The following is a 23806-nucleotide window of genomic DNA, read 5'->3' as shown; positions in this document are numbered from 1 at the left end:
CCTACTGCCATGCCTGAGTTTACCATTGGAATAGAAGAGGAGTTTCAGACCATCGACCCCGTAACCCGGGACCTTCGCTCCCACATGTCGGAAATTGTGGAGGGCGGTAAAGTGGTACTGCAGGAGCAGGTGAAGGCCGAAATGCACCAGTCGGTGGTAGAGGTCGGCACCGTTATTTGTCGCAACATTCAGGAAGCCCGCGAGCAGGTAACCTACCTGCGCAAAATGGTTATTGACTTGGCGGCGAAAGCAGGGCTACGCATTGCAGCGGCCGGCACGCATCCGTTTTCGCGGTGGCAAGACCAACCTATCACGCCCGATGCACGCTACGACAAGATTGTAGAGGAACTGCAGGAAGCGGCGCGCTCCAACCTAGTGTTTGGTATGCACGTGCACATCGGCCTTGAAAACCGGGAGCTAGGCGTGTACGTGATGAATACGCTGCGCTATTTCCTACCCCACATCTTCGCGCTTAGCACCAACTCTCCGTTCTGGGAGGGCCGCGAAACTGGCTACAAATCATTCAGAACCAAGGTTTTCGAGCGTTTTCCACGAACGGGCATTCCCGATTACTTTGGCAGCGCCAGCGAGTATGATGAGTACATAGCGCTACTCGTAAAGACGGGCTGCATTGACAATGGCAAGAAAATCTGGTGGGACCTGCGGCTGCACCCGTTCTTCGATACCATTGAGTACCGCATCTGCGACATGCCCCTGCGGGTGGATGAAACCGTAGCGCTGGCCGCCGTGATGCAGGCCGTAGTAGCCAAAATCTACAAGCTCAAGACGCAAAACCTCAACTTCCGCCTCTACCGTAAGGCCCTCATTAATGAGAACAAGTGGCGCGCTGCTCGCTATGGTCTTGATGGCAAGCTCATTGACTTTGGCAAGGAAACGGAAGTACCCACCCGGGAACTGATTATGGAGCTGCTGGAATTTGTGGATGATGTGCTGGATGAGCTGGGAAGCCGCAAGGAAGTCGAGTACATCCTGCAAATGATGGAAATGGGCACCGGGGCCGACCGCCAACTGAAGGTGTTTCGGGAGACTAATGACCTAAAGAAGGTGGTTGATTTCATTATGGCAGAAACCAGTTACGGACTGATTTAGTATTTTTGTCGGTGAACTCCGGCGGCCGCGCCGGAGTTTTCTATTTTTTCGGCTGCTCTCTGCTTTGGAATTCGCACCCCAAGCAGAAGCAGCTTTCACGTTGAGTACAGGACTCACGAGATTGAACCGACACTATGAAGCCTCTAAAAATTGCAATTCTAGACATGTACAACGACGCCCCCAACGAGGGTATGCGCTGTATTCTCCAACTTGTTCGGCAAGCCCAACTTTCCAGTCCAATTGCATTATCCTATCAGGTATTTAATGTACGCGCCAAGACGGAGCTACCCGGCCTAGAGCACGACATCTACATTTCCAGCGGTGGCCCCGGCAGCCCACTACCAACGGATGAATCCTGGGAAGAACCCTATTTCAAGCTAATCGACGACTTGCTGGCTTGGAACCGCACGGAGGAACGCAAGAAGTATGTGTTTCTCATTTGTCACTCCTTTCAGCTAGTTAGCCGGCACTTAGGCGTGGGTATGCTGAGCAAGCGAAAGTCCACGTCATTTGGTATTTTTCCGATGCACATGACAGCAGCGGCCCAGGCTGATCCGCTCCTACATACCCTCCCCGACCCCTTCTACGCCGTCGATTCGCGCGACTACCAGCTTACCCAGCCCAACATGGAGCGACTAACCGAGTTGGGCGTAGATATTTTGGTGATGGAAAAAGACCGCCCCCATATACCCCTGGAGCGTGCCCTGATGGCGCTGCGCTTCACTGAGGAAATATTCGGGACCCAATTTCACCCCGAGGCCGACCGCGAAGGTATGCTGCACCACTTCCGCACCGACGCCAAGCGCGAACAAATCATCGAAGCGCATGGCGCGGCAAAGTATGAGGATATGGTGCGCCTGCTGGAAGACCCCAACGCTATTGCTCTCACGGAGGCAGCCATTATTCCGCGCTTTCTGCAGCAAGCCATAGCGGCCCTCGCAGCGGAAGTGCCGCTGGCACAGTCTCGCTAGTAAGAAAGGCGAACCATACGGTTCGCCTTTTTTCGTTTTGGGGCGTAGATTCTGTATTCTGCGTGGCTGCTTGTCCCTTGTGCTACTCTTCTTCCCCGTATGATTCCCGAAATCCGCTCCCGCTATAACGATGCTTTCACGCCCGAACGCTACCAGGAGCTGCTGGGCACCATTGAACAGCAACTGCCCAATCAGCTGGAATTCCGCTTGGCCGAAACGCCCATTTTTGTGCCGGCCGCCCTACGCGAAAAACTAGTCCAAGCCGGCGAAAGCATTATTGACGTGCTAACGGCCCCAGACTTTAAGGACCGTACGGAACACGCCGTACCGCCCGCGCTACGCGTACCCAACGAAAATGCTCATACTACCTTTCTGGCCATTGACTACGCCGTGTGCCGCAATGCCGCCGGCGAGCTAGAGCCTCAACTAATCGAGCTGCAAGGCTTTCCCTCACTGTACGCGTTTCAGGACTACCTGCCGGAGGTGTACCGCGCCCACTTTCCCATCACCGACGCTATTTCTCACCTGTTTACTGTTCCTGACTCCCAGAGCTACCGGGCCTTCCTACGCGACGTAATTGTGGGTGATGAGGACCCGGAGCAGGTAATTTTGCTGGAGCTATTCCCGCAGAAACAGAAAACCCGCGTCGATTTTGCGCTGACCAAGCGCTACCTGGGCGTAGAGCCCGTGTGCCTTACCGATGTGCGCAAAGACGGCCGCCAACTGTATTATGAGCGAGATGGCCGTCGCATTCCCATCAAGCGCATTTACAACCGGGTCATTTTTGATGAGCTGGCCCGCTACCCCGACTTGCACACGGAATTTAAATTTACGGACGACGTGGACGTAGAATGGGCAGGCCACCCCAACTGGTTTTTCCGCATCAGCAAATACACGCTGCCCCTGCTTCACAGCCCCTACATCCCAACTAGTTACTACCTCGACCAGCTTACTACCTACCCCACCGACTTGGAGAACTATGTGCTTAAGCCCTTGTTTTCTTTTGCTGGCAGTGGCGTGAAGCTGGATGTAACGGCCGCCGAGCTAGATGCCATTTCAGACAAAGCCAACTACCTTCTGCAACGCAAAGTGCAGTACGAGCCAGTAGTGCAGTCGCCGGATGGACTAGTGAAGTGTGAAATTCGGATGCTATACGCCTGGCGCGACGCCGACCCGCGCCCGACCTTGCTTACCAACTTAGGCCGCCTTAGCCGGGGCGCCATGATTGGGGTAGACTTCAACAAAAACAAGGATTGGGTTGGGGGCACGGTCTGCCTGATGGAGTAAAAAGCACTTGGTCCACCGGTTAGTTGTGGCTACTTACGAAGGAAGCACAAAGAACAAATGTGGGTATATGGAAACACCAAAACCGTTAGGCGTTTACTGGAGACCTGTTCTAAGCTAGATTTCCTTGGCGCTTCGGCATGTGTGCTGCCGAGCAACACCCAGCGGCTTTCGAGCGTACACGTGGCACATTCCAACCCCTACGTACTATGTCTTCTCTCATCGAAAAAGGCGTTTCCATTTCCAAAAACGCCCTGTTCAGTGTCTTCCTAAACCGCGCTGGCAAACTTCTCGGCCGCCCATTCAAGGTGGTCATGGTACTGAACGAAGTTGCTAACAAGCTAGCAAGCAAGGACAGCGGCGACAATAAGTTCAAGCAACTGTTTGACGTGGCCTTCACCGTAGTGCGCCTGGTGCGCAACTATATCAGCGGCAATTACCGCGAAATCGAAACCGGCACTATCGTATCGGCGCTGGGCGTGCTGCTTTACACCCTTTCGCCCGTAGATTTGGTACCCGACTTCATTCCCGTGGTTGGCTTCCTTGATGACCTGGCTTTGTTAAGCTGGTTTGTGGAGAAGTTCCAGGGTGAAATAGTGCGGTTCCGGGAGTGGGAGCAAACCCACGCCGAAGACAAAACCGACGATATTCCGGCCGCTAGTGGTCAGCCCGTTTACGCTGCTTCTAACACCAATACCGAAAACGCTCCCGCCGTGGCTGAAATGGGTCACTCCTAATCTGAGCTTTTTTCTTGGTAGCACGCACTGCTTGCTCCTGTTACTTCAGCGCCCGGCCCTACCAGCCGGGCGCTTTTGTTGGTAAGCCGGCGGCAAAAGCAGCCAGCACCGTATTTTTGCGTCTTCTTTTCCTTGCTGACCACCCAACAGCACCTTTCAGTACGCGTCTATGAATGTACGTTCCAGGCTGGCTTTGCTGGCTCTCACCCTCCTCTCGGTTCTGCCCCAGGCCCGCGCCGATGAAGGCATGTGGCTTCCCTTGCTGCTTAAGCAGCTGAATGAAGCCGACATGCAGAAAAAAGGCCTTAAGCTCACCGCCGAACAGATTTACTCAGTCAATCAGGGCAGCCTGAAGGATGCAGTAGTGCAGTTTGGCGGCGGCTGCACCGGCGAAATCATTTCTGATCAGGGCTTGCTGCTCACCAACCACCACTGTGGTTACAGCCAAATTCAGAGCCACTCTTCTGTTGAGAACGACTACCTCACCAAGGGGTATTGGGCCATGAGCCGCGACCAGGAGCTGCCCAACCAGGGCCTCACGGCTACGTTCATTGTGCGCATGGAAGATGTAACGGGGCAGGTATTGGCGGGCGTGCCCACTACCAATATTCTGGAAGCCGAGCGCGAAAAGCTGGTGCTGGCCAACAGCCAGCGCGTGGCGCAGGCGGCCGTGCAAGGCACGCACTACCAAGCCTTTGTGCGCCCCATGTTCAATGGCAACGAGTACTATATGTTTGTCACGGAGGTATTCCAGGATGTGCGCTTGGTAGGTGCGCCGCCGAGCAGCATTGGCAAGTTCGGGGGTGATACCGATAACTGGGCCTGGCCCCGCCATACCGGCGACTTTAGCATTTTCCGCATCTACGCTGGCCCCGATAATAAGCCAGCCCCTTACTCCGCGGCCAATAAGCCCTTTAAGCCCCGCCATCACCTACCCATTTCCTTGGCTGGCGTACAACCCGGCGACTTCACTTTGGTATTTGGGTTTCCGGGTCGCACCAACGAGTACCTCACTAGCTGGGGCGTTGATGAAACTTACTCCCTTTCTAATCCGGCCAAGATTAAAGTGCGCGATGCCAAGCTGCGCATTTTGGATGCCGATATGAAGGCCTCTGATAAGGTGCGCATTCAATACGCCGCCAAGTACGCCAGCATTGCTAACTACTGGAAAAAATGGATTGGTGAAACCCGCGGCCTCAAAAAGCTCGATGCCGTCCGGGTAAAGCAACAACAGGAAGTGCAGTTTCAGAAGTGGGCCGAAAGTGGCGATGAGGCCCGCCGTGCGGCGTACGCCGGCTTACTCACCCAGCTCCAGAAAAACTACACTGCGGCCGGCGACTACACGCTGGCCCGCGACTACGTAAGCGAAGCCGCCCTGGGCGTGGAACTGGTAAGCTACGCGAATAGCCTGGCCTCTCTGGTGGATATGGCCGACAACAAAGCTACTCCCGCTGAACTGGCCGCCGCCACCGAGAAGGCCAAGAAGGGCTCCGTGGGCTTCTTCCGCAACTACAACGCCCCCACCGACCAGAAAGTGGCGGCGGCTTTACTCCCGCTCTATGCTTCGGGCACTCCTGCTGCCCTCCTCCCCGCCTACGTCAAGAACCTGCAGAAGCAATATGCTACTATCGGCTGGGCTGCCTACGCAGCTCAGCTCTACGGCAAGTCACGCCTGACGTCCCAAGAGTCGGCCTTTGCGGTGCTGGATGAGGTAGCCAAGGGCAACGTGCAGGCCCTGCGCCAAGACCCAGCCCTCCAACTTGCCCAAGCCATTGTGAGCACCTACCGCCAGCAGGTGCTCCCTACCTACAATGCGGCTACCGACAACATTGCCCTGCTGCAGCGCACCTATATGGCCGGCTTGCGGCAGCAGCAAACCGACCGCAAATTCTATCCCGATGCCAACCTGACCCTGCGTGTAGCCTACGGCCAGGTAGCTGGCTACGAGCCCGCCGACGGAACCAAATACGACTTCTACACTACCCTCGACGGTATTATGGAGAAGGCTGATCCTACTAACCCCGACTTTGAAGTGCCCGCCCGCCTCGCCGAGTTGTACCAAGCCAAAGACTACGGTCCCTATGCTTACAAAGGCAGCGTGCCCGTCGCCTTTATTGCTACAAACCACACCACCGGCGGCAACTCCGGTTCACCAGTTATTAATGGGCGCGGCGAGCTGATCGGCACCAATTTCGACCGCAACTGGGAAGGCACCATGAGTGACATCATGTTCGACCCCGACCGGGTGCGCAACATTACCCTTGATGTGCGCTACATGCTCTTTGTAGTGGATAAGTATGCCGGCGCTGGCCATTTGGTAAAGGAGATGACTCTAGTAGGTGGACCAAACGACGCGAACCCAGCCAGCAAGAAAATGGAGAAAGTGAAAGTAAAGCGCAAGCCGGTTAAGGAGAAAGCATAGCCTAGCACGCGCTTCTTTTTTGTTTAGAAAAAGCACCGCTTCTTCTGGAGGCGGTGCTTTTTGCGTAGGTTGGGGACATGGAGTTCAGTCGAGACTTTTTCTATCAGCTCCGCGACGTAGCAGCGCTGACCAACGGGAGCCGCACCCATCTGCGCTACTCCAAATCGGCACTGGAACTCCAGTATGAGTATCATACTAAAAAAGCCGTGAAAATCAGCCTACGCGAGCGGCTGCTGCTGCCGATGGTTCTTGTTGTTTTTGCGGTCCTTGCCTCCCAACTAACGTGGGCCGATACCGGCTTTGTAACGTGGTGTATTGGAATAGCTATCGTCTACACATTGGGAGCTTTTCGGAGCACGGTCCATCGTTTTCTACCTGCCGGGGTAATAAACGTAACCTATGAAGCAGGTGGCGCCGCATTTCACTTTGAAACGGTGGTTCCCTTGGATGGACCGCCTCCGTCCATTGGGCCTATGCTCGCGCTGGCTGATATCCAGGCCGTGCGCGTCCGAACCATTTCCGACGGGGGCGAACATGACCCAGTGTATGGCGTTGTGGATATCCGCCGTGCCGTTACCGCCCCCTGGGTGCTATTTGCGGAGTTGCCTACTCCTGCGGCCGCCTGGGAGCTAGAGCGCGCCCTTGTCCAGTTGGTGGGCCCTCTTGCTACTATTCCCAACACTAGTGCCGCGGCGTGGCTTGGTAAAGCTAGCCGCGTTGTTGCGCGCATCTATCAGCAGCTTCCTCATGTTAGAGTTCGTTTCCGCTAAATTTCTTCGGCGGCGTGTGGCCTCCTTCTTGCTCCTTGCAGGAATAGGACCATTATCCGTTTTGGCTCAGAATGCTCCCGCGGCTTCTACCGCATTACTGCTCCGCCCTGCCGCCGTGTTCGACGGGGAAACGCTGCACCAGGGCTGGGGCGTGTTGGTGGAGGGCGACAAAATTAAGGCGGCAGGACCGGCGGGGCAGTTAGCCGTTCCCGCTGGTGCCCGTACGCTGGAACTACCGGGCCTCACACTGCTGCCAGGGCTTATTGAGGGGCATTCTCACCTGCTGCTTCACCCGTACAACGAAGCTAGCTGGAACGACCAAGTACTACTAGAGTCGCAGGCTATGCGGGTGGCACGGGCTACCGCTCATGCCCGCGCTACTCTGGAAGCCGGTTTCACAACTGCCCGCGACCTAGGCACAGAAGGCGCCGATTACGCCGACGTAGGCCTGAAGCAAGCCATCGACCACGGTATTATTCCGGGGCCTCGCCTCTTGGTGGCTACCCGCGCCTTAGTGGCTACCGGAAGTTATGGACCCAAGCTGTCTGTGGATGTAGACGTGCCCCAGGGCGCTCAGGAAGCCGATGGCACCGATGGCATCATCCGGGCCGTGCGGGAGCAGATTGGCAAAGGTGCCGACATCATCAAAGTGTACGCCGACTACCGCTGGGGCGCCAATGAGCCCAGCCGTCCCACATTTTCACAGGAAGAACTAACCCTTATTGTGCAAACGGCCCGCAGCGCAGGCCGCCCGGTAGTGGCCCACGCCAGCACGCCGGAGGGCATGCGCCGGGCTACCCTCGCCGGCGTCCAAACCATTGAGCACGGCGACGCGGGCACGTCGGAAGTGTTCAAGCTGATGAAGCAGCGGGGCGTGGCCCTCTGCCCTACCGTGGCGGCTGGCGATGCTACCTCCCAGTACCGCGGCTGGCGCAAAGGCCAGGACCCCGAGCCCGAGCGTATTCGGCAGAAGCATGTGAGCATGAAAGCGGCCTTGCAAAGTGGGGTAGATGTGGCGGTAGGCGGTGACGTTGGCGTGTTTACTCACGGCGACAACTTGCGCGAGGCGGAGCAGCTAGTACAGGACTATGGCCTTCCAACGCTGCAAGTCCTGCGAGGCCTTACCAGTACCAATGCCCGCATTTTTCAACTACTCGACCGAGGCCGCGTTCAGCCGGGCTTACTCGCCGACCTCGTGGCCGTGGCCGGCGACCCCACCCAAGACATCAAGGCACTACGCCAGGTCCGGCTGGTAGTAAAAGGGGGTGTAATTATTAAGCAGTAGCCGCATATAGCACGTCATTCTAACCCAAGTGCGGAACCTGAATGCCCTAAAAAGGCCAACTCGGGTTCCGCACTTGGGTTAGAAAAAAGTGAAGTAGCACTTAAGTGTAGGTGTGGGCAAAACTCTACGGGCGCTCTATACCCTGCTGTTGTAGCTGTTCAGCGTACTTATCATAAATCTCCCGCAAGTCTTGGCCGTGCTTGTCGGCGTCTACGCCGATGCTGACGTTGTTGGTGTGGAAGCGGTGAAGGTGGCTGATGTGCGGGCAAATAACGGGGAGGTGGCCAGCCAGCAAGAAGCGCACGTAAAGGTCAAGGTCCTCAGCCATTTTCAGCTCTTCATCATACCCCCCCACCTCATCAAAAAGCTGACGGCTGTAGCACACATTGCCTTGGATAAAGTGTTCGGCCCGGAAGATAGCGCGTAGCATATCGGCGGGGGTATCAAACATCCAGGCGTAATAATCTTCGCTGGGCAGGTAGCGGCGTTCCTCATCTACCCGCAGGAAGTCAGCCACAAACCAGGGCCGGTCGGGGTTCTGCTGGATTTGCGCCGCGTAGTGATAAAGGGCGCGCTGGAGCAGCACATCGTCGTCGTCGAGAGGTACCAGCCAGCCGTCGGCCGGAGAGTCTTGCCGAATGAGCAGGTTGCGGGCCGGGCCAGGAAGTAGCTTGGTTTGCTGGGGGCGCACCCGGAGCGGAATACCGGGCTGCTGCGACGCTTCGGCTAGCCACTGGGCGGTATTGTCGGTGGAACCGTTTTCGCAAATGAGGTGGTCGAAAGAGAAATCAATGGGGGCCGAAACGGTGGCCCGCACGCTGGCTACGGCCTCAGGCAGAAAGTCGCGGCGGTTGTAGGTCGGGGTGATGACGGAGAAATGCATGCCCTGTATTCCGTCTACGTGCTGAAAAAGTTGCGCCCGCACCGCAATACGCCAACTTTCGGTGCCTGGGCGGCGTTAGGGCGGTATCGACTCCTTTCCGCATATGGCCAAGTTTGTTGTGACGCTCCACCTTCCCGAGTCCTTCGACGAAGACTTCATTGCCCTTATCCCTCGTCACCGCGCCTTTATCAGTCGCCTCATCGAGGAAAACGTCATCGAATCCTACGCAATTAGCGCCGACCGCATCCGCGGATGGGTTACTATGAACGGCCAGAACGCAACCAACGTGCGCTCCATCGTTGAGCAGTTTCCGCTTTACCGCTTCCTGCGCAAGGTTGAAATTGACGAGCTGTTTGTCTTTGACAGTATTGCCAGCCGTTTTCCTCACATCAGCTTGAACTAGCACCACGCAGGCCGCCGTACCGGTGGCTATCTTCCCAGCCAGCAGGTATTTGCTTCGGCCCGGTTTCTGCTATGCTACGTCCAATTACTCTCCCACGCCTTCTTCTTATGCTGCACTTTCTACGGCTACCGGCTGCCGCGGCGGTAGCCTTGGCGGCAGTGGCCACTGCGCCCAAGCCCACTGAAAAGCTCACGACCGACCAGGTAATTTCTCGCCTGAGCGGAGCCATTGAAAATCTTAAGTCGTTGCGCTGCAATGTGCGCGCCCAGGAGCGGATTGCGGGGTCTTACCAACAGGCTCGTACGACGATGAAGATGTCGTTTAAGCCCTACAAAGTATACCTGCGCAACCAAAAAGGCATTGAGGTGCTGTGGGTGACGGGCCAAAACAACGGGGATGCGTGGGTGTACCCCAACAGTTTCCCCTACGTTACCCTCAGCCTTGACCCTAAGGGCAGCATCATGCGTAAAAGCCAGCACCACAGTGTGTTGGATGCGGGCTACGGCACTATTGCCGAAATGCTGCATGGTTCTGAGCAGCGCCTCGACCACAGTTTCGAAAAGAACTTTCGCTACACCGGCGACACCATTTTGGCGGGCCGAGCGGCCTACGTGCTGCGTACCGACTACCCTCAGTTTCGGTACGTGACCTACAAAACCACTAAGGCAGAGTCCGTAACGGCTATTTCCGATAAGTTTGGGTGCGGCGAGTACCGCATCCTGGAGCGTAATGATCTTGCTGCCGGCGCTATCGTGCCGGCGGGCCGTACGCTGCAGGTGCCCAATGCCTACGGACGGCGCGTTGTGTTGTGCGTAGATCAGAAAATGTTTCTACCCCTGGTTGTGCAAGTGCACGACGATAAAGGGCTGTTCGAGAAATTTGAGTTTAGCGACGTAGTGCCCAACCAGCCCATTCCCGCCCAGGAGTTCACCAAGGACTTTAAGGGATACAAGTTTTAGCTTGATACTACCTCATGAAAAACAGGGGGCTCCGCTGTAGCGGAGCCCCCTGTTTTTTTACTGATTACTACCGATAGGCCGGTAAGATTACGCATTACCAGACAGGATGGTACGCTGCCTATTTACCGCCGCATTGTTTTTTCAATTTCATCCCACATAGGGGCTGGAATGGCTTCGAGCTTGTTAAACTCGCCGGCCCCGTTTAGCCACTCTCCGCCGTCGAGAGTCACGACTTCGCCGTTCATGTAAGCCGCAAAGTCCGAGACCATGTAGGCGGCTAGGTTGGCTAATTCTTGGTGGTCGCCCACCCGCTTGAGGGGGACGCTAGCTGCCGGGTCGAGCTTGGAAGCCAGGGGCTCTGGAAACAAGCGGCTCCAGGCGCCCTCCGTAGGGAATGGGCCGGGAGCAATAGCATTAGACCGAATCCCGTATTTGGCCCACTCCACGGCCAAAGAGCGGGTAAGGGCCAGCACACCGGCTTTAGCCGCCGCCGAAGGCACCACGAAGGCCGAGCCCACAGAGGCATAGGTAGTCACGATGTTCAGGATGGTACCGGGCTTCTGCTCCGCAATCCAGCGCTTCCCGAAAGCTAGGGTGCAGTTGTAGGAGCCCTTCAGCACAATGTCCACAATCACGTCGAAGGCCTTATGACTCAGCCGCTCCGTGGGGCTGATGAAGTTACCGGCGGCATTGTTCAACAGCACGTCTACCCCGCCAAAGGAGTCAATGGTCTTTTGCAGCAGGTCCTCTACCTCGTTGTACTTGCGCACGTCGCACTGCACGGCTAAGATGCTCCCGCCGGTTTGCTGGCGCAACTCCTCCGCCGTTTTTTCCAGCACCTCCAGCTTGCGTGAGCTGATGACAACATTGGCGCCGAGTTGCAGGAAGTAGGTAGTCATGGCCCGGCCGAGGCCAGTGCCACCGCCCGTAACGACGATGGTTTTGCCTTGCAGGGCATTGTCGCGCAGCATGGGCTGCGCGTAGGGGTGCGAAGAAGCCATAGAAAACTTGGTGGGAAAGTGGAGAATGGAGAAATATAGCAGGTATTGCTACCACTGCTCAAATAAACCAGTTATTCAGCTAACACCGCCCGTAGCCCTACTAGCTGCCTGCTAGTTGCAGCCCGGCGCACTACCATCACCCCTTGGCCTCCGCAACCAGGCCAAGGGGTGATGGTAGTGCGCCGTGATGAATAAAGTACGATCAGCAGCTTGCCTTTATTAGCGCCACAAAAACCGGAAAACTACACTCTGGACATTGGTTTCACCGAAACCGAACAAATATTTATATTATTGATAATCAACTACTTTTATACTTGTTGAATTATAATCAATGTGCTTATACACCTCGCAAAAGCACCGACCTGGTTACCATGCAAAATCGGTAATAGCTTTAGGCCTGATGCAAAGTAAATTCTGGCTGCCTATACATTGGGGCACCTCGGCTTCCGAGGCGGCGACTTGCGCGGGAAAGATTTTTTGCCACCTTTACCCCCCACATGACCGACCCTACCTCTTCCTTTCTTCCTACAGTTGCCGTGCTGGGCTGCGGCTGGCTTGGGCTGCCCCTGGCCCGGGCCTTGGTTGCGGCGGGCTACTCCGTGCACGGCTCTACTACTACGCCTGGCCAGTTGCTCACCCTACGCCACGCCGGAATTTTACCTTACCTACTTCGGCTGAGCCCCACGCTGTCTACCATTGATGCCGACACCCTACACGCTCTTCTCCACGAGGTTGATATACTAGTGCTCAACGTGCCGCCCTCACGCGGGGCAGGCTCAGCCGACGCCTACCCGACGGTGGTACAGATGGTAGCAAAAGCGGCGGCGCGGGCTCAGGTACAACATGTGCTATACGTCAGTTCTACGGGTGTGTATCCTGATAGGCCGGGGTCGTTGCGGGAGTCCGATGCCGTGGCATCGAGTGAGGCTGTTACCCCCCTTCTGCGCGCCGAAGCCCTGTTTGCCAATTCCGAAAACACCATTGTGCGCTTGGCAGGGCTCATGGGGCCTGGTCGTGCGCCCGGCCGTTTTCTGGCGGGCCGCCAAGATGTGGCCCAAGGCGACGCACCCGTAAACCTCATTCACCTCGACGACTGCGTGGGGTTGCTCATGCAGATTATCGAGCAGGAAGTGTGGGGCCACACCTTTAATGCGTGTGCGAATAGCCATCCTCTACGGCGCGATTTTTACCCCCTGGCCGCGACGCATCTGGCCTTCAGCCCCCTACGTTTCAGGCCAGTTCGGCCGGTGGCAAGCAAATAGATAGTAGTCAGGTGCGCCACGCCACGGGCTATGAGTTTCGGCACGATGATGTAGTGGCGGCGCTGGCGCACTGCTAGAATGCAACGCTTGCACGTTGAGCGGCCTCCAGGCGTTATCTTTGCGGTGTGAATTCTGATATGATGACGGTAGCCGTGTTGGGTGGCGGAGCAGCTGGCTTTTTTGGGGCTATTACCTGTGCTGAGTCTAACCCTCACTTGCGGGTAGTACTCCTGGAAAAAACCGGTAAACTGCTCAGCAAAGTGCGTATTTCGGGTGGGGGCCGCTGCAACGTGACCCACGCCGCCGACACGGCTGCTCAACTAGTGCAGCACTATCCGCGCGGCGCCAAGCAACTCAAGGAGCCCTTCAAGCAGTTCGGGGCCGTGGATACCGTGCGGTGGTTTGAGCGTCGGGGCGTACGCCTCAAGACCGAGCCAGACGGCCGCATGTTTCCTACCACCGACTCTTCAGAAACCATTGCGCAATGCCTGCTACAGGCCGCCCGGGTTGCTGGCGTTGAAGTGCTAACCCAAACTACTGTCGAGCATATTGAGCCGCTGGCTGAGGGTGGCTTTCAACTAACACTTACCGGGGCCCACGCCCAAATCCTACCGGCTGCGAGAGTACTCATTGCCACCGGTGGGGCACCCAAATCAGAGCAGTATGAATGGTTGCGCCGGCTGGGGCATAGCGTGCAAGAGCCAGTGCCCAGCCTGTTCACGTTCAACGTACCGGAGTCGCCGCTGCGGGAGCTGCCGGGCGTGAGCGTGCCCCGCGCCCGCGTACGCGTGGCCGGTGAAAAGCTGGAGTATGAGGGTCCCATACTGGTAACACATTGGGGCGTAAGCGGACCAGCTGTGCTTAAGCTGTCGGCCTGGGGTGCGCGGCGCCTATACGAGTTACAGTACCAAAGCACCGCCCTCGTCAGTTGGATTCCTGACTACACAGAAGATACGCTGCGTCAGCAGTTTGCCGCGTTTCGTGAGCAGCACGGAAAGAAAGTGGTAACCACCAACCCACTCTTTGGCCTACCACAACGGCTGTGGCGCACTCTCTCGGAGCATGCTGGCATTGGCCCGGAAACCCGCTGGAATGAGCTACCCAGCAAACTACAGAACCGACTCATCGAGAACTTACTCCGCACTGCCTTGCCCGTGCGAGGCAAGACTACCTACAAGGACGAGTTTGTAACCTGCGGCGGTGTTGCACTGAGCGAAGTGAACATGCAAACCATGGAAAGCCGTCGTGTGCCGGGCCTGTATTTTGCGGGCGAAGTGCTTGACATTGACGGCATTACCGGCGGATTCAACTTCCAAGCAGCCTGGACTACCGGGTACTTAGCCGGACAGGCAATGGCAAAAGCAGCCTAACGTACACACTGTAACTAACCTAGCAGCTACCGAAGCCAATGCGGAGTGTTGCGCCGCTGCTACCGAGTAGCGTGAATAGTAGGCGTGAGACCAGAATTCTCGCTTGTAAATTCGTGCTCTTTCCTGCTTACCAAGCCATCATCTGATGATCAAGCTTGAGGCAAGTTTCGCTTCCACTGAAACTTACCTGGGAGTTTACCAGTAAAGGAAACCATATTCTTTCTTTACTAAACACCAAAACGACTCTCCTCATGGACGCTAAGACTCTCCAAGCCGGCCTAAACGAACTACTCGAAACCCTGAAAGACGGCCAGCGTGGCTATACCGAAGCCCTGACCGACGTTGAGGACGCAGACCTGAAGCAGATCTTCAAGAAATACGCCGCCCAGCGTTCTGAATACATTACCGAACTAGAAGACCAGATGCACAAGCTCAACCTGCATCCAGAAGAAGAGTCTTCCATTACCGGTACCGTACATCGCGCTTTTATCAATCTGAAAGGCCTTGTGACTGGTAAAGACCGTCACAGCATTTTGGCAGAGTGCGAGCGTGGCGAAGACTACGCCAAAGGTGCCTATGAGAAAGCTCAAAAGCTAGAAGGCGTTCCTAGCGAGCTGAGCGCCCTAATCAGCAAGCAAGCTGCCGGCGTGAAGCAAGGACACGACGAGATCCGCAATCTGCGTGACGCTTCGAAGTAAGATTCCGGCAAGGTGACAGTACGCAAGCAACTACTTTCACCCTCTCTATCTTACTATCAAATAATTGGTAAATAAAAAAGGCCACTCCAAGGAGTAGCCTTTTTTATTGGTATACCTTGTCGTATCCGGCAGAATATTCCACCGGATACGAAAGGTCAGCTGTTTACTATTCGTCGAAGTCGTTGTTGTCGCGCTTGCCTTTATAGCCACCGCCGTAGCTACCGCCACCACGGTTACCACCGAAGCCACCTTCGCGGCGCTCACCACCGCCGTAGCTGCCACCACCACGACGCTCACCGCCACCGTAGGAGCCACCGCCCCGATTGCCACCGAAGCCGCCTTCCCGACGCTCGCCACCACCGTAGGAGCTACCGCCCCGACGGTCGCCACCACCGTAGCTACCGCCACCGCGACGGTCGCCACCGAAGCCGCCTTCCCGACGCTCACCGCCGAAACCACCTGGGCCACGACGTGGACGGTCACCACCAAAGCGGTTGCCACCTTCCTGTTGAGCATCACCTTCTTGGCGAGGAGTAGCAATGTTGAAGGCCACTGGGCGACCTTGGATAGTGCTACGTCCCAACTGAGCAATTACTTCCTCTACAAACTCGTTCGGTATTTCTACAAAGCTGAACTTATCGTAGAGGGCAATGTCACCTACTTTACCAGCGGTCAGGCTCGTGTTTTCAGCAATCAGGTCTACGATGTCGCGGGGGTGCAAGCGGTCCTTCTTGCCCATGGTTACGAACAAGCGCGTGAAGCCAGCCCGGGCGGCGCCCTGGGTGCGGCTAGCATCCAGGCTTTCCTGGGCGCGCTTGTCTTCCTTCATGGTCATCTTGAGCAGCGCCGCCGCCACATCCAGAGACGTGATGCCATCCTCCTGGTCCTGGTCGATCAGGCGCTGCACACGAGCTACGTATTTGTCTAGGTTACCCTTTTCAATTACCTCCTTAATGGAGTTAAGCATCAGTGTGGTTTTCACCTCCGACACATCCTCGAAGGAGGGTACGCGCTCCTGCTTGATGGTAGCCTTGGTAAAGCGCATGATGTCGCGCAGCTTGTAAATGTCGCGGCCGCTCACGAAGGTGAAGGCCTTACCCAACTTACCAGCGCGGCCCGTACGGCCAATGCGGTGTACATAGTACTCTTCGTCGGCGGGCAGGTCGTAGTTTACTACCACTTCCACGTTATCCACGTCGATACCACGAGCGGCTACATCAGTAGCAACCAGGATTTCCAGCGTGCCCTTGCGGAATTTGTCGAGTGTGTTCTGACGCTGCTGCTGGCCCATGTCGCCATGCAGACCCTCAGCGAAGTAGCCTTTGGCTTGCAAGTCACCCACAATCTCGTCTACCATGCGCTTCGTGTTAGCGAAGACAATACCCGACTTGATGTTGTACATGTCGATCAGGCGCGTGAGCACGTCCTTTTTCTGCGGACCACGCACTTCGAAGTAGCTCTGCTCGATGTTGGTAACCGTCATTTCCTGATGGTTTACCTTCACGATCTGCGGGTCTTTCTGGTAGCGCTTGGTCATGTCCATGATCGGCTTGCTCATAGTAGCCGAGAAGAATACCGTCTGGCGGTCTTCAGGCATTTTCTTGAGCACCGTCTCAATGTCGTCGCGGAAGCCCATGTCGAGCATTTCGTCGGCCTCATCGAGAATGATCATCTTGCACGCATCAAGCTTCAGGGTACCGCGCTCGATGTGGTCCATTACGCGGCCTGGGGTGCCAATTACGATCTGCACGCCGCGCTCCAGAGCCCGGAACTGACGGTCGTAGCTGGATCCACCGTAGATAGGAACTACGGCCAAACCACGCTTGTATTTGCCAAGTTTTTGGATTTCGCCGGATACCTGCACGGCTAGTTCGCGGGTGGGGCAGAGCACAATGGCTTGCACCTCGCGGGAATCGGTATCAATGCGCTCAATTGCAGGAATGGAGAAGGCAGCCGTTTTGCCAGTACCCGTCTGGGCCTGGCCAATCACGTCGCGGCCTTCCAGCAGAACTGGAATTGCGTTGGCCTGAATGGGCGATGCTTCTTCGTAACCTACTTCTGCAATGGCACGCTGCATTTCTTCAGAAAGCGTCAGCTCACTGAACTTCATTTTTTCCGTTTCTTTTTCCATGTCAATGTTGATGGAGTGGAGACAATAGCTCTGAAAACAGCGGATTCAGCGACGCTCTTCTCTTCCACTCAACACAACGACAAGTGACGGAAGCAACGGACGGAAGACAAAGCCGGCCCAACAGGTTTCTTTAAGGCAGCTCACAAGCTGCGCGGAACGTGGCCGTTCTCAAATGCGGCTGCAAAGGTAGAAAAAATATATCAAATTAGCCAGGACAGCAACAATAAAAGCCAACTAAATCTCTACATATCTTATTTGACAACCATGCTCCCCCACTGAAGTACCTGATAGTAAGGTTAGTGTCCACGCGCTGTCTTGTGTATTTGACTAATACTATGCGCGGGACTACCAGACGAGTTGGCGTAGACTGCATAAAAGCAAAAAAGCAGGCCCTTGAGGAGCCTGCTTTTCGATGTATCCGGAAGGGGAAACGGACTAAGCCAGCTTCACTTTCACAGCATTCAGGCCCTTACGGCCTTGAGCGATGTCAAATTGCACCTTGTCGTTGTCGCGGATTTCGTCGATGCACTCGGTTACGTGCACGAAGATATCCTCGCCGGTTTCGTCTACTTTGATGAAGCCAAAACCTTTGGTCTCGTTGAAGAATTTTACAGTTCCTGTCTGCATGGTACTTGTGTGATGGATGATTTTTTAAGGAAAGCAGCACTCAACTCTGCTTTCCCTCCTCACGGTAAGTACTCAACAGGCCTGCGTAAACCACATTCTTTAAACTGCCTCAAAGATACACCTATATTTAAGATTCACAGTATCCCAGTGCAAAACCGACCATATTTTGTACCACACTCGCCCAGCTAAACCGGCGTTTCCACCGTTTCTTTGCCCGCCTTTCCCGCTTCCACCCTCTCGCTCTTGCGCATGGATACGCCCATTCAGCCCGCTTTTCGCTTCTCTCGCCAGATCATCGTGCAGCCGCACGACATCGATGAACTAGACCATGCCAACAACGTGCAATACGTGCGCTGGGTACAGGATACGGCTGGCGAACACTGGCTTACAGCGTACCCGCCCGGTGAGCGGGAGCACTACATTTGGGTGGTGCGCGAGCATCGCATTCAGTACCGCCACCCGGCCCTGCTGGGAGAACAACTCCGCTGCACTACGTGGATTGGAGAGGTGCGCGGGGCCCAATGTCAGCGCTTTGTGCACATTGAGCGCGCCACCGACAACAAGCTGCTGTGCGAAGCCGAAACGCAATGGGTACTATTGGACCCGCACTCCAAGCGCCCCATGCGCATAGAGCCGGAAGTAGTGACGCGGCTATGGCGCCCCGTAGGATAAGCAGCGCTTATGGCGCTGTCTTTTCCCATACATGCTTTCTTAGACCGCGCTTCCATAAGCGGTGGCACCTTCAGTCAGTAGTTGCTGTAGGTATAGTACCTGGGTTGTCTTCTCAGGGTAGTACCTTGTTCTTGCTTACCCTTCCGTTCAATGCCCGCCACCTTTCGCATTTATTCTTCTTCCGCCGGCTCCGGCAAAACCTACCAGCTAACCAAGGAATACTTGAAACTGGCTCTGGGCACCGACGACGCGGCTTATTTTAAGCGCGTGCTTGCCATCACGTTTACCAACGACGCGGCGGGCGAAATGAAGGAGCGTATCATTAGCGCACTGCGCCGCTTTGCTACCCCCCACGACGAGCAACCGGATGGCCTACTGGCGGAAATTGCGGCTGAGCTATCCCGGGAGGGGCTACTAGCCGGGCTGCCCACTCCAGAAGAGCAACAGCAGGAGCTACGACGCCGAGCAGCGCGCACGTTTCGGCTGGTGCTGTACCATTACGCCGACTTTGCGGTCAGCACCATCGACTCTTTCGTGCAACGCATTGTTACGGCTTTTACCCGCGAATTGGGGCTACCCGCTACGTTTGAGGTAGAGCTGGATAGTGCTACTGTGCTACAAAATGCGGTGGCCCTGCTGCTAGACCGCGTAAACCGGGACCCTAACGCCAAGCTTTTATCTCGCACTATCTCGGACTTTGCGCTGAACAAGGCCGATGAGGGACGCAGCTGGAACAACCTTCCTGCCGAGTTGGTAGACTTCGGGCAGTTTCTGCTTAGTGAGCCTGTGCACGAGGCTGTGGTTCAATTGCAAAAGCTTAGCATGCAGGACTACCGCCGCCTGCACGAGTCGTTGCGGCAGCGCAAGCAGGAAATTGAGGCTGCTTTTCAGGAGGTAGCAGCCGTAGCCTTAGAGGCCGTAGCCCTGGCCGACGTCACCGACGCGGACTTGTATCAAGGCAAAAATGGCATTTTGGGTTACGTTACGAAATGGGAAGAGCGGTTGCAACCCGATAAAGAAGCCAATAGCTACGTGCGCGCCACCGTGGAGCAGGAGAAGTGGTACAGCGGCAAGGTAAAATCGGCGGCCGATAAGGCGCGGGTAGATGGGGCCAAACCGGCATTACTATCGGCCTATGAACTCCTGGAAAAGATGCGCGCCACCCTCCTGCCCGACTACCTGCTGGTGACGGGTATGCTCCCTTACCTGTTTCAGGTGAGCTTGCTAAGTGAGCTGAGCAAATCCGTAGATCAGCTAAGCCGGGAACGAGGGGTAGTGCTGATTGCGGAGTTTAACCGCCGGATTGCCCAAATTGTGCTACGCGAGCCGGTGCCCTTCCTCTACGAGCGCATGGGCGAGCGGTACCAGCATCTGCTCATCGACGAGTTTCAGGACACCTCGGTATTGCAGTGGAATAACTTACTGCCGCTAGTAGAAAACGCCGTTTCGACGGGCAACCTGAGCCTAGCCGTGGGCGATGCCAAGCAGGCCATCTACCGCTGGCGCGGAGGCGAAATGGAGCAAATTCTTCGCCTCCACCATAAACAAACCGAACACCTCTACGGTAACGTGGCCGACGACGAGTTGCGGGACCTGCTAGCGGGCCGCTACTACACACTCGACCAGACGTTGGAGCCCGCTAACCTGAACGACAACTACCGGTCGGCGTCAGAAATCATTGACTTCAACAACACGTTTTTCGCGCACGTAAGCCGCACGCACGCCAGCTTGCCCTTGGTGCAAAGTATTTACGACGAGGGGTTTACTCAAACCCTGCCTCCTACCCGGCAAGGAGCCGCTGCGGGCCACGTGGAGCTGCTGTTTACCGACGATAATGCCCCGGCCTACCGCTATGATCCAACGACGGGAGCTTACACCACGGACGTTCTACCGGGGCACGCCCCCGGCCAAGCCCTCGACTACCAGGAAAGCACGCTTTACCTTACGCTTCAGCTCATAGAGCAGGCCATACTAGACGGCTACCGCCTAGAAGACATTGCCGTGCTTTGCCGCCGCCGCGACCAAAGCCGCCGGGTTGCGAAATTCCTGAAGGAGCGTGGGTTCGATATTATCTCGGCCGATTCGTTGTCGCTGGAATTTGCGGAGGTAGTAAACCTGCTGGTAGCCCTGTTTCGGGTGCTGAACCAACCTGCCGACACCCTAGCCCGGGCCGAAGCTCTCCTACTAACTGAGCGCGTGGTGCGCGGCCAAGACCCTACCCCCGAACGGGCCCGGCACTGGGCAGAGCTAGCCAATGAGGAGTCGGCGCTGCCGTTCTTCGATGAGTTGCGGGCCTTAGGGTACGACGTGCGGGAGCGGGAAACGGGCAATCTGGGTCTGTATGAGTTGACGGAACGCCTCATCGGGCTATTTGGCCTGCTGGACCGCGCTGCGGAACGCGACTACCTATTTCGCTTCCTAGACCTGACCTTGGAATACAGCCTGCGCTACGGTAACAACCTTAACAACTTTCTGGCCTATTGGGACCAGAAGAAAAGCAATTTGAGCATCAATGCGCCCGCCGGGCGCGACGCCATTACTATTACCACGGTGCATAAGGCCAAAGGGCTAGCCTACGGGGTAGTGCTAGTACCTTTCGCCGATTGGCCCCTCACCCCCTACCGGGGCACTCTGCTGTGGGGCCAACTGCCGCACGAGCAGGACAAGCCCGTGACCGAAATGCCCGCCGTGGCCGTGCTACCCCAAACCCAGGCCCTGCTCCACACGCCTCTTTCGGAGCAGTACACCGAGGAGTTGGAAAAAACCTTTCTCGAAGGTCTCAATATGCTGTACGTAGCCTTTACCCGGCCCCGCCATCGCCTGTACGTTATCAGTCGGCGGGCCAAGCCGACGAAGGCGGGGAAAGACGGTGAGGCGGCTACCGCCACGGAGCCGGCCAAAACCGTAGCCGAACTGCTGCACCACTACTTGCTGGATACTGGGCAGTGGCAAGACGAGCAACTAGCCTATTTGGTGGCGGATGCGCACGGTACCGTGCCGGGAGCTAAGCCAGACAAGCCAGCCGCTACCCACGACTTACCCCTAACTAACCTTACCAGCACGCCGTGGGAAGAACGCTTGCGCCTGAAGCGCCACGCCAACACAGTTTTTGACTTCGACGATCAGCAGGAGCAGCGCGAGTGGAACCGCAAGCTCCACTACGCCCTGCGCCGCGTGAAACTAGCCACCGACACCGGCCGCGTGGCCGCCCAGCTAGTAGCCGAGGGGCTGGTGAGCACCAAAGAGCGCCCGGAGCTGCTCCAAAAGCTGCACGAAGTAACCGAACACCCCCAAATGGCGCATTATTTCAGCGAGCAGGTACAGGCCGAGGCCGAACGCGAAATTTTGGTGGGTGGTACCCGTAAGCAGGATTACAAGCCCGACCGCATCGTGTTTGAGTCGGCGCCGGGTGGAGTAGGCCGACGCGTTACGCTCATCGACTTCAAGGTGCCCCCACCCGAGCCCCGCCATCGTCAGACCTTGCAGCGCTACGGCGAACTATTTCGACAGCTAGGCTTTGCGGAAGTACACTGCGTGCTTTACTACTTCGACACGCAAGAGGTAATCATCTTTTAATAAGCAAAATAAAAGCCTTCACGGCCGTAAAATCTGTGCGAGCGGCGGGTACCGGGAGCAGCGGGCAGCTTGGCAACGCGTGCTAGCTAGCGGCGCTGTAGTAGCTTTGTGCTAGGCCACCCTGGCCGTATGCCTACTCTCCCTTTCTCTGTGCTTATGGCTGCTCCTCGCAAAGCTGCGCTTGGTTTCATTTTCCTGACTCTGCTGCTGGACGTAACGGGCATTGGCATCATCATACCCGTCATTCCAGCCCTTATCCGCCACCTCACGGGGGGCTCAGTCAGCGACGCGGCACGAGTGGGCGGCTGGCTGGTGTTTGCCTTCGCCGTGATGCAGTTTCTGTTTTCTCCGGTGCTGGGCAACCTTTCCGACCGATATGGGCGGCGGCCGGTTTTGCTGCTGTCGTTGCTGGGGTTTGGGCTCGACTACCTACTAGTGGCCTACGCGCCCAACATTGGGTGGCTGTTTGCCGGGCGTTTAATTGCGGGCGTCATGGGAGCTAGCTTCACCACGGCTTCTGCCTACATTGCCGACATCTCAACCCCGGAAGACCGGGCCCAAAACTTTGGGATGATTGGGGCCGCTTTCGGGCTGGGCTTCATTCTAGGGCCCTTTCTGGGCGGCTTTTTGGGCAAATACGGGCACCAAGTGCCGTTCCTGGCTTCGGCTGCCCTCACCTTTCTTAATGTGGCTTACGGGTATTTTGTACTTCCTGAGTCGTTGCCAGTAGAAAAGCGGCGCCCGTTTGAATGGGCGCGGGCCAACCCTATTGGCTCTCTAAAAATGCTGCGCCGCTACCCCGTCATCACGGGTTTGGTAGCCTCTCTGCTGTTCACCTACGTAGCAGCCCACGCTACGCAGTCTACTTGGTCGTACTACGTCATCGAGAAGTTCAAGTGGAATGAGGCGTGGGTTGGCTACTCCCTGGGCGCGCTAGGCCTGTTGGTCGCCATCGTGCAAGGCCTGCTGATTCGGCGCATTAATCCCTTTTTAGGGGCCAAACGCTCGGTGTATCTGGGACTATTATTGTATGCCGTGGGGTTTGTGCTGTTTGCCTTCGCCTCGGAAGGATGGATGATGTTTGCGTTTCTGGTACCTTACTGCTTAGGCGGCATTGCAGGACCCGCGCTTCAGGGCATCATTTCCGGGCAGGTTCCTCCCACCGAACAAGGCGAATTGCAGGGTGCTCTCACTAGTCTTATGAGCCTCACGTCCATCGTTGGCCCACCGCTCATGACCAATCTGTTCTCGTACTACACCAGTCCGGGCGCGCCCGTGTATTTTCCTGGTGCGCCCTTCCTGTTAGGCGCCGTTCTTATTCTTATCAGCCTGCTGTTGCTGTCCCGGTCGCTAGCATCCTACACCGTCCCAGCACCCGCAGAAACCCCGGCTGAGCCCCTATCAAGCATTGGGCATTGAGTTGCGTTCTACGTTCAGGACAACATCTCCTCACCCCCTATTCACCCACGAAAAAGCCCACACCTCTGGAGGCGTGGGCTTCGTGGGTGAATAGGGGATGCCAAAAAGGCTTATCGGCGTCCCAACAAGTTCTTTATGCCCTTGATAGCCTCGGGCATTGCCAGCGCCAACGACGCTACAGAGGCCACGCTTGCTACCTGGCAGTAGAAGCACAAAGCCTTATTTT

At 56.4% G+C, this 23806-nt stretch carries 18 protein-coding genes and 1 pseudogene; 15 read left to right on the top strand and 4 right to left on the bottom strand.

Features of this window, described 5'->3' with window-relative positions:
• Positions 1–9 precede the first annotated feature (9 nt).
• From VI25_RS16485 to VI25_RS16455, 7 genes and pseudogenes are all read left to right on the top strand, one after another.
• Positions 10–1110, top strand: coding sequence for a carboxylate-amine ligase (locus VI25_RS16485; RefSeq protein WP_045688660.1), 1101 nt, complete (start codon positions 10–12; stop codon positions 1108–1110).
• A 134-nt stretch (positions 1111–1244) separates the two neighbouring features.
• Positions 1245–2081: a type 1 glutamine amidotransferase gene (locus VI25_RS16480; protein WP_045688661.1), complete on the top strand. Its 837-nt coding sequence runs from the start codon at positions 1245–1247 to the stop codon at positions 2079–2081.
• A gap of 99 nt (positions 2082–2180) precedes the next feature.
• Positions 2181–3368, top strand: coding sequence for a hypothetical protein (locus tag VI25_RS16475; RefSeq protein ID WP_045688662.1), 1188 nt, complete (start codon positions 2181–2183; stop codon positions 3366–3368).
• Positions 3369–3829: 461 nt separating this feature from the next.
• A pseudogene (locus tag VI25_RS28955) lies at positions 3830–3928 on the top strand (YkvA family protein); the annotation flags it as partial.
• A gap of 343 nt (positions 3929–4271) precedes the next feature.
• The gene (locus VI25_RS16465) at positions 4272–6524 is read left to right on the top strand and encodes a S46 family peptidase (protein ID WP_045688663.1); all 2253 of its coding nucleotides are present in this window, start codon (positions 4272–4274) and stop codon (positions 6522–6524) included.
• A 77-nt stretch (positions 6525–6601) separates the two neighbouring features.
• Entirely contained in the window at positions 6602–7294 is a 693-nt protein-coding gene (locus VI25_RS16460; RefSeq protein WP_045688664.1) for a hypothetical protein, read from the top strand.
• 16 nt (positions 7295–7310) lie between these two features.
• On the top strand, positions 7311–8579 hold the full coding sequence (locus VI25_RS16455) for a metal-dependent hydrolase family protein (protein WP_410503439.1): 1269 nt from the start codon (positions 7311–7313) through the stop codon (positions 8577–8579).
• 124 nt (positions 8580–8703) lie between these two features.
• Here the strand turns inward: VI25_RS16455 and VI25_RS16450 are convergent, their stop codons facing one another.
• Complete coding sequence (locus tag VI25_RS16450) at positions 8704–9504, bottom strand: glycosyltransferase family 2 protein (RefSeq protein ID WP_236705087.1); 801 nt, start codon at positions 9502–9504, stop codon at positions 8704–8706.
• Positions 9505–9565: 61 nt separating this feature from the next.
• On the opposite strand from VI25_RS16450, the gene VI25_RS16445 reads away from it, so the two are divergent.
• Together VI25_RS16445 and VI25_RS16440 are read left to right on the top strand one after the other, a co-directional pair.
• A complete protein-coding gene (locus VI25_RS16445; RefSeq protein ID WP_045690304.1) occupies positions 9566–9865 on the top strand; it encodes a hypothetical protein in 300 nt (99 codons plus the stop codon).
• Positions 9866–9972: 107 nt separating this feature from the next.
• The gene (locus VI25_RS16440; RefSeq protein ID WP_055562669.1) at positions 9973–10824 is read left to right on the top strand and encodes a DUF1571 domain-containing protein; all 852 of its coding nucleotides are present in this window, start codon (positions 9973–9975) and stop codon (positions 10822–10824) included.
• A gap of 122 nt (positions 10825–10946) precedes the next feature.
• Here VI25_RS16440 and VI25_RS16435 read toward each other — a convergent pair whose 3' ends face one another.
• The gene (locus tag VI25_RS16435; protein ID WP_045690301.1) at positions 10947–11825 is read right to left on the bottom strand and encodes an SDR family oxidoreductase; all 879 of its coding nucleotides are present in this window, start codon (positions 11823–11825) and stop codon (positions 10947–10949) included.
• A gap of 497 nt (positions 11826–12322) precedes the next feature.
• Here VI25_RS16435 and VI25_RS16430 point away from each other — a divergent pair, with 497 nt between their 5' ends.
• From VI25_RS16430 to VI25_RS16420, 3 genes are all read left to right on the top strand, one after another.
• The gene (locus tag VI25_RS16430; RefSeq protein WP_052695626.1) at positions 12323–13087 is read left to right on the top strand and encodes an NAD(P)H-binding protein; all 765 of its coding nucleotides are present in this window, start codon (positions 12323–12325) and stop codon (positions 13085–13087) included.
• Positions 13088–13227: 140 nt separating this feature from the next.
• Positions 13228–14457, top strand: coding sequence for an NAD(P)/FAD-dependent oxidoreductase (locus VI25_RS16425; RefSeq protein ID WP_045690300.1), 1230 nt, complete (start codon positions 13228–13230; stop codon positions 14455–14457).
• 251 nt (positions 14458–14708) lie between these two features.
• Positions 14709–15155: a PA2169 family four-helix-bundle protein gene (locus VI25_RS16420; protein WP_045690299.1), complete on the top strand. Its 447-nt coding sequence runs from the start codon at positions 14709–14711 to the stop codon at positions 15153–15155.
• 166 nt (positions 15156–15321) lie between these two features.
• On the opposite strand, the gene VI25_RS16415 is transcribed toward VI25_RS16420, so the two are convergent.
• Both VI25_RS16415 and VI25_RS16410 read right to left on the bottom strand, forming a co-directional pair.
• Positions 15322–17286, bottom strand: a complete 1965-nt coding sequence (locus VI25_RS16415; protein ID WP_045690298.1) for a DEAD/DEAH box helicase — start codon at positions 17284–17286, stop codon at positions 15322–15324.
• 435 nt (positions 17287–17721) lie between these two features.
• Positions 17722–17913 (bottom strand): cold-shock protein, encoded by a 192-nt coding sequence (locus VI25_RS16410; RefSeq protein ID WP_045690297.1) that lies wholly within the window; start codon positions 17911–17913, stop codon positions 17722–17724.
• Positions 17914–18162: 249 nt separating this feature from the next.
• Between VI25_RS16410 and VI25_RS16405 the strand changes: the two genes are divergently transcribed.
• The 3 genes from VI25_RS16405 to VI25_RS16395 all read left to right on the top strand — a co-directional run bounded on the left by VI25_RS16405 (position 18163) and on the right by VI25_RS16395 (position 23580).
• Positions 18163–18585 (top strand): acyl-CoA thioesterase, encoded by a 423-nt coding sequence (locus tag VI25_RS16405; RefSeq protein WP_045690306.1) that lies wholly within the window; start codon positions 18163–18165, stop codon positions 18583–18585.
• A 150-nt stretch (positions 18586–18735) separates the two neighbouring features.
• Positions 18736–22161 carry a UvrD-helicase domain-containing protein gene (locus VI25_RS16400; protein WP_045690296.1) on the top strand — a complete coding sequence of 1142 codons (3426 nt, stop codon included), beginning with the start codon at positions 18736–18738 and terminating at the stop codon, positions 22159–22161.
• 156 nt (positions 22162–22317) lie between these two features.
• A complete protein-coding gene (locus VI25_RS16395) occupies positions 22318–23580 on the top strand; it encodes a TCR/Tet family MFS transporter (protein WP_045690295.1) in 1263 nt (420 codons plus the stop codon).
• Positions 23581–23806 lie beyond the last annotated feature (226 nt).

It is taken from the genome of Hymenobacter sp. AT01-02 (genome assembly GCF_000961955.2).
In the GTDB taxonomy this organism is placed as follows: Bacteria; Bacteroidota; Bacteroidia; order Cytophagales; family Hymenobacteraceae; genus Hymenobacter; species Hymenobacter mucosus.
The sequence above is the reverse complement of the archived record's forward strand: the minus strand, read 5'-3'. Positions and strand labels throughout refer to the sequence as shown.

Coding starts and splice junctions, on each gene's coding strand:
- VI25_RS16485 (WP_045688660.1), top strand. CDS start 10: ATGCCTGAGTTTACCATTGGAATAGAAGAGGAGTTTCAGACCATCGAC.
- VI25_RS16480 (WP_045688661.1), top strand. CDS start 1,245: ATGAAGCCTCTAAAAATTGCAATTCTAGACATGTACAACGACGCCCCC.
- VI25_RS16475 (WP_045688662.1), top strand. CDS start 2,181: ATGATTCCCGAAATCCGCTCCCGCTATAACGATGCTTTCACGCCCGAA.
- VI25_RS16465 (WP_045688663.1), top strand. CDS start 4,272: ATGAATGTACGTTCCAGGCTGGCTTTGCTGGCTCTCACCCTCCTCTCG.
- VI25_RS16460 (WP_045688664.1), top strand. CDS start 6,602: ATGGAGTTCAGTCGAGACTTTTTCTATCAGCTCCGCGACGTAGCAGCG.
- VI25_RS16445 (WP_045690304.1), top strand. CDS start 9,566: ATGGCCAAGTTTGTTGTGACGCTCCACCTTCCCGAGTCCTTCGACGAA.
- VI25_RS16440 (WP_055562669.1), top strand. CDS start 9,973: ATGCTGCACTTTCTACGGCTACCGGCTGCCGCGGCGGTAGCCTTGGCG.
- VI25_RS16435 (WP_045690301.1), bottom strand. CDS start 11,825: ATGGCTTCTTCGCACCCCTACGCGCAGCCCATGCTGCGCGACAATGCC.
- VI25_RS16430 (WP_052695626.1), top strand. CDS start 12,323: ATGACCGACCCTACCTCTTCCTTTCTTCCTACAGTTGCCGTGCTGGGC.
- VI25_RS16425 (WP_045690300.1), top strand. CDS start 13,228: ATGACGGTAGCCGTGTTGGGTGGCGGAGCAGCTGGCTTTTTTGGGGCT.
- VI25_RS16420 (WP_045690299.1), top strand. CDS start 14,709: ATGGACGCTAAGACTCTCCAAGCCGGCCTAAACGAACTACTCGAAACC.
- VI25_RS16415 (WP_045690298.1), bottom strand. CDS start 17,286: ATGGAAAAAGAAACGGAAAAAATGAAGTTCAGTGAGCTGACGCTTTCT.
- VI25_RS16410 (WP_045690297.1), bottom strand. CDS start 17,913: ATGCAGACAGGAACTGTAAAATTCTTCAACGAGACCAAAGGTTTTGGC.
- VI25_RS16405 (WP_045690306.1), top strand. CDS start 18,163: ATGGATACGCCCATTCAGCCCGCTTTTCGCTTCTCTCGCCAGATCATC.
- VI25_RS16400 (WP_045690296.1), top strand. CDS start 18,736: ATGCCCGCCACCTTTCGCATTTATTCTTCTTCCGCCGGCTCCGGCAAA.
- VI25_RS16395 (WP_045690295.1), top strand. CDS start 22,318: ATGGCTGCTCCTCGCAAAGCTGCGCTTGGTTTCATTTTCCTGACTCTG.